This window comes from Nocardiopsis suaedae (genome assembly GCF_027706745.1).
Taxonomy (GTDB): Bacteria; Actinomycetota; Actinomycetes; order Streptosporangiales; family Streptosporangiaceae; genus Nocardiopsis_A; species Nocardiopsis_A suaedae.
The window spans coordinates 1-11,529 of the sequence record NZ_JAQFWP010000114.1; the positions used below are offsets into that span (position 1 = coordinate 1).

At 75.0% G+C, this 11,529-nt stretch carries 10 protein-coding genes; all 10 read right to left on the reverse strand.

Annotated features, from left to right (window positions below):
• Positions 1 to 185: 185 nt before the first annotated feature.
• Positions 186 to 1,298: a hypothetical protein gene (locus tag O4U47_RS30610; protein ID WP_270681484.1), complete on the reverse strand. Its 1,113-nt coding sequence runs from the start codon at positions 1,296 to 1,298 to the stop codon at positions 186 to 188.
• Between the two features lie 125 nt (positions 1,299 to 1,423).
• Complete coding sequence (locus O4U47_RS30615) at positions 1,424 to 2,614, reverse strand: hypothetical protein (protein WP_270681485.1); 1,191 nt, start codon at positions 2,612 to 2,614, stop codon at positions 1,424 to 1,426.
• Positions 2,615 to 2,684: 70 nt separating this feature from the next.
• Positions 2,685 to 3,944, reverse strand: a complete 1,260-nt coding sequence (gene lgt / locus O4U47_RS30620; RefSeq protein WP_270681486.1) for a prolipoprotein diacylglyceryl transferase — start codon at positions 3,942 to 3,944, stop codon at positions 2,685 to 2,687.
• A 10-nt stretch (positions 3,945 to 3,954) separates the two neighbouring features.
• On the reverse strand, positions 3,955 to 4,986 hold the full coding sequence (locus tag O4U47_RS30625) for a DsbA family protein (protein ID WP_270681487.1): 1,032 nt from the start codon (positions 4,984 to 4,986) through the stop codon (positions 3,955 to 3,957).
• Positions 4,987 to 5,103: 117 nt separating this feature from the next.
• Complete coding sequence (locus O4U47_RS30630; protein ID WP_270681488.1) at positions 5,104 to 5,670, reverse strand: MauE/DoxX family redox-associated membrane protein; 567 nt, start codon at positions 5,668 to 5,670, stop codon at positions 5,104 to 5,106.
• A 316-nt stretch (positions 5,671 to 5,986) separates the two neighbouring features.
• A complete protein-coding gene (trpA, locus tag O4U47_RS30635; protein ID WP_270681489.1) occupies positions 5,987 to 6,838 on the reverse strand; it encodes a tryptophan synthase subunit alpha in 852 nt (283 codons plus the stop codon).
• A complete protein-coding gene (gene trpB, locus O4U47_RS30640) occupies positions 6,835 to 8,067 on the reverse strand; it encodes a tryptophan synthase subunit beta (protein ID WP_270681490.1) in 1,233 nt (410 codons plus the stop codon). The genes trpA and trpB overlap by 4 nt, the downstream gene beginning before the upstream one ends.
• Positions 8,068 to 8,506: 439 nt before the next feature.
• The gene (gene trpC / locus O4U47_RS30645; RefSeq protein ID WP_270681493.1) at positions 8,507 to 9,313 is read right to left on the reverse strand and encodes an indole-3-glycerol phosphate synthase TrpC; all 807 of its coding nucleotides are present in this window, start codon (positions 9,311 to 9,313) and stop codon (positions 8,507 to 8,509) included.
• 182 nt (positions 9,314 to 9,495) lie between these two features.
• Positions 9,496 to 9,999 carry a DUF2752 domain-containing protein gene (locus O4U47_RS30650; protein ID WP_270681491.1) on the reverse strand — a complete coding sequence of 168 codons (504 nt, stop codon included), beginning with the start codon at positions 9,997 to 9,999 and terminating at the stop codon, positions 9,496 to 9,498.
• A gap of 280 nt (positions 10,000 to 10,279) precedes the next feature.
• Entirely contained in the window at positions 10,280 to 10,876 is a 597-nt protein-coding gene (locus O4U47_RS30655) for a CD225/dispanin family protein (RefSeq protein ID WP_270681492.1), read from the reverse strand.
• Between the last annotated feature and the right edge of the window lie 653 nt (positions 10,877 to 11,529).

Genomic DNA, 11,529 nt, shown 5'->3' on the forward strand with positions numbered 1-11,529 from the left:
ACCCACCCGGCGGCCGACCGGCCAACAGGCAGGGCCGCCGACCTTCGTCGTCGCCTATCGCTATGACCGCACGCGACAGGCGGCCGACAGCACTGTGGCTGCGGCCGCCTGGTTCGTCTCGTCGGTACTGGGCACCGGCAGAGGGACTGACGCTTATCCCGCCATCGGGACGCCTCCGTGCTCCGTCAGCCGGTACCGGTGCCGGTGCCGGTGCCGGTGCCGGTGCCGGTGCCGGTGCCGGTGCCTGCACCCTGTTCGGTGCCCCCGCTACCCGTGCCCGCGCCCTGGCCGGTGCCCGCGCCCTGTTCGGTGCCCGTGCCCGCGCCTTGCTCGGTGCCTGTTCCCTGGCCGGTGCCCGTGCCTGCGCCGCCTTCCGTGCCCGTGCCCTGGTCGGCTCCCAGGTCGGGGCGTTCCAGGTTGACGACCCTCCTGTACAGCGGGTCCTGGTAGCCGCTCAGCGCGATCAGCGGGGCGGTCAGGTCCTCCCGCGCGGTCGGGTCCTCCGAGGACTTGTCCTGGGCCCAGGCCACCAGCAGGTAGTGGCCGCTCACCGACGCCTCGGCCCGGCTGAAGCCCGTGCCGAGCCGGGTCAGCGGGTCCTCCGTGGCGGGGTTCACCACGAAACCGGGGCTCTCCTCGTCCTCGTCGCTGATCAGCGGCTGCTCCATGGCGTCGGCCACCGCCTGGGACGCTTCGGCGTCGCGCAAGTTGAACAGCACCGCCACGCCCACATAGTCGCCCGAGTCGTACGCGGCGCTGGCCGCCTGGGTGCACCCGGCGTCCTCGAGCGCCTTCTGCACCGAGGATCCCCACACCGCCTTCGAGCAGTCCTCGGTCAGCGACTTCGCCTTGAGCTCGAAGGCGATGTCCTGGCTGTCGATCTCCTCGTTGCCGCGCTCGAACATCTCCCCCTCGGTGAGGGGGCGCGAGTCGACCTCCTGAGACGGGAGCACGTCGTTGAACTTCTCCGAGGCGTACACCGAGTAGGTGGTGGGCCGGGCCTGCGCCGGGGCCTCTGGACCCCCGCTCATGAAGGTCCACACCAGCACGCCGACGAGCGCGACCACGGCCACGCCCAGGGCGCCCAGCAGGATCGGCAGCGCCTTGCCGCGCCGCCCGCCCTTGCCGCTCCCGCCGGCTCCGTCCGCGGACTCCGGCTTGCGCCGGGACCCGCCTCCGGAGCGCCGGCGCGGCGCGTCGGCCGCCCCCTCACCGGGGTCGCCTCCGCCGTTCCGCCTGCGCCTGCCGCCCGTGGCCGCCGCGCGGGGGGCCGCGCCTGAGGGATCTGAAGAAGACACCGTGACCTCTCGAATGCCTGAGCGTGTGCTCGCGTTGTGACGTCCGGGCCGCGCGGTGAGCGCGGGGCGCGGCGCCGGTAGGCGCATCCTAGCCGGGATGGCGGGGGCGGCGACGCGTGGGCCGGTCAGCCCTCCTCGGCCTCCTTGGCGCGGCCGACCTGCTCGTAGACCCACACCGCCGCGTCCATGGCCACGACGTTGACCTTGGCCATGGCGGTGTCCTCGTCCGGCTCCCCGGCGTCGGCGCGGGCCACCCAGTACACCGCCAGGTAGTGCCCCATGACCTGGGCGGACGCCTGGCTGTACCCCTGGTGCAGGCCGTCCACGCCCTGGTCCATGGGCACCAGGAAGCCGACGTCGGTCTCGTGGTCGCGCGGGTCGAGCGCCTGCGCGGCGGCGCTGGAGGCCTCGGCATCGGACAGGTCGAAGAGCGTGAACTGTGCCACGTACTCCTCGTCCGCGTCCTGGTAGAAACCGCGGGCGGCGGAGGTGCAGCCGCCGTCGACCAGCGCCTGCCCCAGGTCCTCGCCCCACACCCACCGGGTGCAGGTGTCGGTGGCCTCCGCCTCCTTGAGGGTGAGGGTGAGGTCGTCGAGTTCGAGCTTCTCGGCGTCGGACCCGAACACCTTCTCGGCGTCGAGCGGCTCGGCCTCCCCGGGCCGCTCGGCGATGGGGTCGAAGATCTTCTGCTCCTGCGACTCGCCCTGGAAGACGGTGGGCAGGAGGGTGGAGTGGCCCTCCTCGGGCATGGCCATCGCGGGGTCGTCGCCGCCCCCGAGGGGGTTGTCGGTGAACAGCAGCAGGTAGAAGAGCACGCCGAGCAGCGCCACGAGCGCCACCCCGCACAGCCCGAGCAGGACCCCCAGTACGGCGGTGCCGCGCTTGCCGGAGCTCTGCTCGGCGAGGGTGTTGACGACCTGGTTGGGGCGGTCGCCCAGGACGCTGACCTTGCGCAGGGCCGTGGCGGAGAACTTGGAGACGGGGTCGACGCCGCTTTCGGCCGAGCGGCGGCCCCGGCGCGGGGGCGCCCCCTCGGCCTTGCGGCCCTTCCCGGCCTTCTTCCTCTTGCCGTTGCGCTTGCCTCTTCGGGCGGGGGCGGCCTCCCCGGCCGCCTCCCCGCCTTCGGGCGGGACCTCGTCGCCGGGGCCGTCCCCGGGGCCGTCGCCGGCCCCGGGGGCGAACTCCTCGATCACTTCGCCGGGGCCGGTGTCGACCACGGTGTCCTGCGGTGCGGCGTCGCCGCTGCGGCGGCGGCCGTTCCGGGCGCGGCGCGATCCGCGCGCGCCCGCCCGTCCGGCGGAGTCCGATCTGCTCACGTCGCTCGCTCACTCATCCTCGTCGGCGCCGCCGCGTCCGCGGAGGTGTCCGCGGCGGCGCCGGCGGCGCCTAGTCCTCCCGCTTGTTCTCCGCGGGCCCGGTCGCGGCCCCGTCCTCCTCGGATGCGGGGCCGGTCCCGGGGTCGGGGGCCGTGTCGGTGTCGGGGGCGGCCTCGGAGTGGTCGCCGTCGTCCGCTCCGGCCCGGGCCCCTTCGGTTCCGGCCTTCTCCTCGTCCTGCGGCCCTCCGTCGGCGTCCGCGGGGGCGTCCTTGGCGGGCCCGGTTCCGGCGCCGTCCCCCTCCGGTTCGGGGGTGACGGATCCCTCGCCCCCGTCGTCGCCCGTCCGGCCCGTGTGGTCCGTGCCGGCGGGGGCCGCGGAGGCGGTCCGCCCCTCCTCCCCGTCGGTGGCCGGGTCGGTGTCGAAGACCTGGGTCCCGGCCTCGTGGCCGTAGGGCACCACGCGCGTGGAGAAGCGGTCCAGCCGCCGCCCCGCCCAGACGAAGTAGGCCAGGGCGCCCGCGAACACCAGGAGCGAGGTCCAGTTGTTCAGGCGGAAGCCGAGGATCTCGTTCGCCGGGTCGATGCGCATGTACTCGATCCAGAACCGCCCCACACAGTAACCCATGACGTAGAGCGCGAAGAGCCGCCCGCCGCCGAGCCGGTCGGCGTAGCGCCGCCCGAGCCAGGCCAGGAGCACCGCGAGCCCGATGTTCCACAGCGACTCGTACAGGAACGTGGGGTGGTAGGTGCTGAAGCCCTCGATGTACCCGGCGGGGCGCCCTTGGGCGGTGGAGATCTCCAGCGCCCACGGCAGGTCGGTGGGCCGCCCGAACAGCTCCTGGTTGAAGTAGTTGCCCCACCGCCCGAGGGCCTGCGCCAGCGGGATGGTGGGCGCGATGGCGAAGGAGAGCTTCGACATCGACAGGCCGCGGCGCCGTGCGCCGAGCCACACGCCCAGCGCGCCCAGGGGGACGGCCCCCCAGATGCCCAGGCCGCCGTTCCAGATGTACAGGGCCTGGATGGGCTCCCGCCCGGGCCCGAAGTACAGCTGGTAGTCGCTGATGACGTGGTAGAGGCGGCCGCCGACGAGGCCGAGGATGACGGCGGGCACCGCCAGGTCCATGATGGTGCCCTTCTCACCCCCCATGGCCGCCCAGCGGCGCTCGGACCACGCCACGGCGGCGATGACGCCGGCGAGGATGCACAGCGCGTAGACGTGGATGGTGAGCGGGCCGATCTCGAACTGGCTGACCGGGGGCGGCGGGATGGCGGCCAGGGTGAGGCCGCCCCCGGCGGCGTCCGCGGTCGCGAGGGTCGCAGGTGTGGTCATCTCGGCTGGTTCATTCCTTGGCGTCGGCGGAGGGCGGGGTGGAGGGGGTCGCCCCGGCGTCGCCGCCCGAGCCCTCGCCGTCGCCGCCGTCTTCGGCGTCCTCGGCCGGCGTGGACTGCGGTTCGCCGGGCTCGGCCTCGGCCACGGCGCTGCGGAGGCTGGAGGCAGAGTACATCTCATTGCCCATCTTGGCGCCGTTCAGGTAGACGCTCGGGGTGCCCTGGAAGGCGTTCTCGCCCTCGTAGCGCCCGTTGACCGCGCCGGTGGACTCCAGGATCTCCCGGACGTAGGTGTCGTCGAGGAAGGAGGAGTCCACGCCGTTCTCGTCGCCCCAGGCGATGAGGTCGGTGACGGGCATGGTGTTGATGCTGTCGGCCCCCAGCTCGCCCTGGGCCTTCTCCAGCAGCTCGGGGGCGTAGTCCTGGGCGAACCGGTCGGCGACCTCGGCCTCGGCGTCGACGCGCTCGGCGAAGGCGGGGTCGTCGATGCCGACCTCCTCGCCCCACTGCTTCAGCTCGTCGGGGGAGAACCCGGCGTCGCCTTCGGCGGGCTGGTTCTCGAACAGGACGTCGTTGTACTCGACGAATTTGCCCGCGTCGGCGGCGGCGCGCGCGGCGGCGCCGCCGCGCAGCGAGTTGGAGCCCAGCGGCTCGCCGCGCAGGGCGAAGATGCTGACCGGCCGGTAGTGGACGATGACCTCGCCCGCGGCGGCCATCTCCTGGATGGCCGACCCGGTGGCGGTCTCGAACTGCTTGCAGGCCGGGCACTGGTAGTCGGCGTAGATCTCCAGCACGGGCGCGCTCGCGCCGTCTTCGGCCAGGACGACGCTGCCGTCGGTCTGCAGGGCCTGCGGGGGCAGCTCGACGTCGCCGCCGCCGCGGTCGCGCATGACGACGAAGTAGCCGACCGCCACCACGAGCGCGACGACGACCGCCGCGGCGCCCACGACGATGAGGACGCGGTTGCGCTTGGCCTTCTGCTGCTCCTTGAGGCGCTGCTGCTTCAAACGTTCGCGGGCCTCGCGCCGCGCCGCCTTGCCCATGGGCCGATCACCGTTCTCCGTACTGATGGGTTGTCGGGTCCGTCCCCGCGGGTGCGGGGCCGTTCTATCAGGTTCGGCGGCGCCCCCGGAGGGAGGGGCGCCGCCGGGGGCCGGGCGTCAGCGGTAGAGCCCGGCGAGGCGGTCGAGGGAGAGCGGGGAGCGCGGCCAGAGCATGACGATACCGGCCAGCACGACGAAGCCGATGTCGCGGGCGATGTCGAGGCCGTAGGCGGTCTCGCCGGGGGCGACGGCGCCGCCGGTGCCGAAGCAGCCGCAGTCGATGGACAGTCCGCGCGCCCAGGCGGAGGCGATGCCGGCGATGAAGAGGAGCATGAGCACCCCGGTGGCGGCGGCGACGTAGCGGGTGGCCAGGCCCACCAGGAGGAGCAGCGCCAGGGCGAACTCCAGCATCGGCAGGGTGATGCCGATGAACTCGGCGAGGCCGCTGGGGAAGAGCTGGTAGGCCTCGACGGACTGGATGGACAGGGCCGGGGGCAGCTTGGTGTAGGCGGCGAAGGCGAGGATCCCGGCGAGGGCGACGCGGCAGAGGAGGGTCGCCCACGGCTGGACGGCGGCCCAGCGGGCCTTCCACGGCGGGGCGGCTGCGCCGGGCTCCCCGGCGGCCGGGGCCTCGCCGTCGGGCCGGTCGGAGGAGGTGTTCTGCTCGGTGGGACCGGTGTTCATGTCTGGACTTCCCTGTTCGCCTGGGCGGGTGGGCGCGCCGCGGCCCGTGGGCGCCGCCGGGGGCGCGCGGCGTCGCAGCGGAGCCTACTGCATGTGACCGCCCGGGGACCGCTGGTCGCGCAGGTCGCGGCGCGGGGTGCGGCGGCCGGTGCTGCAGAAGCCTATGCCGGTCGGCGCACCCCGCACGTCCTCTTCCTAGGAAGAAGACCCGATTCTCACCCTTTTCTCACCCGGGCGCGCGGTCGTGCCGCGCGGTCCCGGGCGCGGCGGCCGACCCCTGCGGACCCGTGGTCCCCGGGGGCCGACCGGCCGGGCCTCACCTGCGCCCGGCGCGCGCCCCTTCGGCCAGCTCCTCGGCGAACGCGCCGACCGCGGCCGTGGCCGCGCCCAGGTCGGCTGCGTCCAGTACCCGCTGGCAGAACCCGGCGCCGACGATGACCCCGTCGGCGTACCCGGCGACCTCGGCGGCCTGCTCCCCGCTGGAGATGCCCAGCCCCACGCAGACCGGGAGCCCGGAGTCCCCGATGGCCTGGCGGGTGCGCACCACCAGCTTCTCGGCGGTGCCCGCCACCGCCGCGCGGGTCCCCGTCACGCCCATCAGCGAGGCGGCGTAGACGAAGCCGCGGCTGGCGCCGGTGGTCAGCCGCAGCCGCTCGTCGGTGGAGGAGGGCGCCACCAGGAAGATCCGGTCGAGCCCGTGGGCGTCGGTGGCCTCGAGCCACTCCCCCGCCTCCTCCGGGAGCAGGTCGGGGGTGATGGCCCCGGAGCCGCCCGCGGAGGCCAGGTCCGCGGCGAAGCGGGCGGTGCCGTACCGGTCGATCGGGTTCCAGTACGACATGACCAGCGCGGCGGCGCCGGCGTCGGCGACCGCCTCGACCACCCGCAGCACGTCGGCGGGGGTGGTGCCGGCGGCCAGCGCCCGGTCGGCGGCGCGCTGGATGGTGGGGCCGTCCATGGTGGGGTCGGAGTAGGGCAGGCCCACCTCGACCACGTCGCAGCCCCCGGCCACCATCGCCCGCACCACCTCGATGGAGGAGGCCAGGTCGGGGAAGCCCGCGGGCAGGTAGCCGATGAGGGCCGCCCGCCCCTCGTCCTTGGCGCGGGCCAGCCCGCGCTGCAGCGGGGTGGTCCCGTCCGCGCCCCGCGCGGTGTTCGGCTGCCCGGTCACTCCTGCTCCCCCTCGTCGTCCATGAGCCCGAAGTAGGCGGCGGCGGTACCCATGTCCTTGTCGCCGCGTCCGGACAGGCTCACCAGGACCGTCGCCTCCGGCCCCAGCTCCCGCCCGATCTCGCGCGCCCCGGCGAGGGCGTGCGCGCTCTCGATGGCGGGGATGATGCCCTCGGTGCGGCACAGCAGCCGGAACGCCTCCATGGCGTCGGCGTCGGTGACCGCCCGGTACTCGGCGCGCCCGGTGTCGGCGAGGTGGGCGTGCTCGGGCCCCACCGCCGGATAGTCCAGCCCGGCGGAGATGGAGTGGCTGGGCACGGTCTGGCCGTGCTCGTCCTGCAGCACGTAGGTGCGGGCGCCCTGGAAGACTCCGGGGGACCCGCCGGTGATGGAGGCGGCGTGGCGGCCGGTGGCCACACCGTCGCCTCCGGCCTCGAACCCGAACAGGCGCACGCCGGGGTCGCCGATGAACGCGGCGAAGGCCCCGATGGCGTTGGAGCCGCCGCCCACGCACGCCGCGACCGCGTCCGGCAGCCGCCCGGTGCGCTCGAGCACCTGCTCGCGGGCCTCCTGGCCGATGATGAAGTGCAGGTCGCGCACCACCGTGGGGAAGGGGTGCGGCCCGGCGACCGTGCCCAGCAGGTAGTGGGTGTGGTCGACGTTGGCGACCCAGTCGCGGAAGGCCTCGTTGACGGCGTCCTTGAGGGTGCGGCTGCCGATGGTCACCGGCACCACCTCGGCGCCGAGCATGCGCATGCGGGCGACGTTGAGCGCCTGGCGGCGGGTGTCCTCCTCGCCCATGTAGATGACGCACTCCAGGCCGAGCAGGGCGCAGGCGGTGGCGGTGGCCACGCCGTGCTGCCCGGCGCCGGTCTCGGCGATCACCCGGGTCTTGCCCATCCGGCGGGTGAGCAGGGCCTGGCCCAGCACGTTGTTGATCTTGTGCGAGCCGGTGTGGTTCAGGTCCTCGCGCTTGAGCAGGATGCGCGCCCCGCCGCAGTGCTCGGCGAACCGGGGGGCGTCGGTGAGCGGGCTGGGGCGGCCGGTGTAGTCGCGCAGCAGGCCGCCCAGCTCCTCCTGGAAGGCCTGGTCGTCGCGGGCCTTCTCCCAGGCCCGGGCGACCTCGTCGAGGGCGGCGACGAGCGCCTCGGGGCTGAAGCGGCCGCCGTAGCGGCCGAAGTGTCCGGGCGCGCCGCCGGGGGCGGCCGGTCCGGTGGTTTCGGTGGTCATCTCGGGTCTCTCCTGGCCGGCGCCGTCGGGGGCGCGGCCGAGCCGTGGGTCGTCATCGGGCGGTCGGGGCGCGGGGCCCCGGGGGGCGGGCTCTGCGGAGGCCCTCCGGCGGGCGGCCGTGTCCGCCGCCGGGAGCGGGGGCCCCGTCCCGGCGCGTCGGGCACCGTCCGGCCGCGCGGAGGTCCCGCCCCGGTCCGCGCCGCGGGCCGGGCCCGATGTGAGCGGGCCGCCGCGTCGCGGGTCGAACGGTTTCCCTGCCCTCGGGGCGGCCGGTGGACGTGCCGTGCGGCCCGGCTACCGGCGCGGAACCCGCGCGGCGCCGTCGGCGCCCCGTGGGGCGCCGACGGGGCGGTGGCCGGGCGCGCGAGGGCGCCCGGGCGCCGGTTCCCCCCTCAGGGCAGGCCGGGCCATCGCCGGTGCAGCGGTTCCCTGGGCGCGGTCATCGGCGGTCCCTCAGGGCGGGATGGGCCCCGGCGGTGACCAGGTCGGCGACGGCGGTCCGCGGGTGGCGGCCGGTCACCAGGCTCTCGCCGACGAGCACCGCGTCGGCGCCGGCGCTCGCGTAGGCGAGCAGGTCGTGCGGTCCGCGCACGCCGGACTCGGCGATCTTGATGCGGTCGTCGGGGATGGCGGGGGCGACGCGGGCGAAGGTGTCCCGGTCGACCTTGAGGGTGGTCAGGTCGCGGGCGTTGACGCCGATGACGGTGGCGCCGGCCGCCAGGGCCCGCTCCACCTCCTTCTCGGTGTGCACCTCGACCAGGGGGGTCAGGCCGAGCGACTCGGCGCGCTCGACCAGCGAGACCAGGGCGTCCTGCTCCAGGGCGGCGACGATGAGCAGGACCGCGTCGGCGCCGTGCACCAGCGCCTCCCACAGCTGGTAGGAGCTGACGACGAAGTCCTTGCGCAGCAGCGGGGTGGGCACGGCGGCGCGCACCGCGGCCAGGTCCTCCAGGCTGCCGCCGAACCGGCGGCGCTCGGTGAGCACGCTGATCACGCACGCCCCGCCGTCGGCGTAGTCCGTGGCCAGGGCGGAGGGGTCGGCGATGGCCGACAGCGCGCCCTTGGACGGGCTGGAGCGCTTGACCTCGGCGATGACCTGCACCCCGGGCCGACGCAGGGCGGCGACCACGTCGTGCGGCCGGGGGACGGCGGCGGCCTTCTCCTTGAGGCGTTCCAGCGGCGTCTGCGCCTGCCGTGCGGCGAGGTCGTCGCGCACCCCGTCGAGGATCTCGTCGAGCACGCTCACGTGGGCCTGCCCCCTCCAGATAGCTGTCGTCATGGCGTCCGCCGCCGCGGTGGACGCCGGTGGCGTCGGGGCACGCGGCGGGATGGCTCATCGTCCGCGCCCCGGTGTCGTCCGATCGTATCCGTCCCGCGACGGCGGGGGGTCACCGCCCCGCGGATCGGGGCGGTGCGCCGCCGCCGGGCTCAGCCCCAGATGGGGGCGGGGGCGGGCACCCCGCCGGGGGCCAGGAACAGGCCGAGGGGGGTGTTGCGCACGACGGTGTACACGAGGACGACGGCCAGCAGCACCAGGGCCGCGGCCGGGCGCAGGCCCTTGCCCGGGGGCACCTCGGGGCGGAAGGACCGGTAGAGCCAGCGGCCGTACCCGTAGGCGAGGAAGGGGAGGAACGCCAGGAGGAGGACGTTCATCTGGGCGGCGCCGACGAGGTCGAGGTTGGTCAGCGCGTGCACGGCGCGGGTCGCGCCGCAGCCGGGGCACCAGGTGCCGGTCATGGTCAGCCAGGGGCAGGTCGGGTAGTTGCCGGGCTGGTTGGGGTCGATGGCGTGGACGACCAGGAGCCCGGCCGTGCCTGCGGCGCCCAGCAGCAGGGGCCAGGCGGCCGGGTGTACGCGCCCGGCGAGGGCGCGGAGGCGCCCGGCGGGGCGCGGCGCGTCGGGCAGGGGCGGCGGTGCGGGGCTGGTCTCCACGGGGCCGAGTCTAGACGGCGCCCGGAGGCGAAGCGTGCGGGGGCCGTCGGTCGGCACCCCGCTCACGGCCGCCCCGGCCAGGCCGCCGGAGTGCGAGGGAGGCGGCGGAGGCCGGGGCCCGCCCGCAGGGGTTCCGGGGCGGGCGGGGGGCCGCTGGAGCCGGCGGCGGGTTCCTCGCTGTCCGGGCGGGCCTCGGGCCCGCGACGCGGAACGGCGCCGCACCGTGCGGTGCGGCGCCGTCGGCGGCGGACGTCGCGGGCGGGCCGTGTGCCCGGGCCGGTCAGTAGCCGTTCAGGTCGTCGTCCAGGCTCTCGTTGAGGTCGTCGAGGCTCTCGTTGAGCTCGTCCATCTGCTGGTCGAAGTCCTCGTCACCGGTGTCGTAGTCGTCGTAGCCGGTGCCGTCGTCGTAGCCCGTCGAGTCGTCGTACCCCGTGGTGTCGTCGTACTCGCTGTAGCCCGAGTCGGAGCCGCCGTCCATGCCGCCGGAGGTGGCGGCGACCCCGAACCCGAGCCCGATGATCCCCAGCGTCATGAGGATGCTCAGCAGGACGCTCACGACGATGCTGATGCCGAAGGCGATGAACGACCACTTCTCGAACTTCTTCGCCTTGTCGTAGGCGTCGTAGGCGCCCTGGTAGTCCCCCTGTCGCCAGGCGGAGTCGACCTTCAGGCCGAAGATCAGTGCGGGGATGCCCAGCAGCGGGAAGAGGATCAGCGCGATGATGAGGCCGGCCATGCCGATCTGCGGCGGCTGGCCCTGGGGCGCACCGGGAGGCGGGCCGCCGGGCGCCCCTCCGTACGGCGCAGCGCCGGGGGGCGGGTTGTAGCCGCCGCCGGGCGGAGGGGGGTGCGGGGGGCCGGGGGGTGGATAGCTCATGACTGCCTACGTCTCCGTACCTGTGACGCCAGAGGGTTGGGTGCCACGGCGGCGCGCCGTCACGCGCGGGTGTGCGGGGATGGGGAGCCGACGGTCTCAGGGCCGGGTACGCCGCGTTTCGCCGCAGAGCGGTAGGCATCATGCCAGACCGCGAGCGCGCGGCGCGGCCCTTCCGGCGTGTCCACGCCCCCCTGTGCAGAGGGCGGGTGGACGTCGCGCCGCCGGTCGACCACCGCGGCACCTGGGAAAAGGGGGCCCGGTCCGGTGCGCGGCGAACAGAGGGCCAAGGGGTTGCACCGCATGGCCGAATGCGGCCCTGAGGCGGGCGCACTTCGCCGATGCCCCGTGGCAGGACCGGGCGTACCAGACGCGCGCGGGGGGGCTCGCCGGGAGGAAAGAACTTGCACACTCGTCCCCCTCGGGCCGTCGGAGTGCGAGGTGGGAGCCGATGACGACGGATGTCGGCGGCAGCGGGCGGTTCCCCGACCAGCCGGGCGCATCTCGCGCAGGCCGGTGTCCGCACCCCTCCCCACCGCGCCTGATATGCCCGGAAAGTCTGGACCCGAGGTTCCCTCATCGTGCGTTCAACGCGCCCCCAGGGGCAACGAGTGTGCGCTTTCGACCACTCCCACGCGCCCGGAGTGCACTCTTCT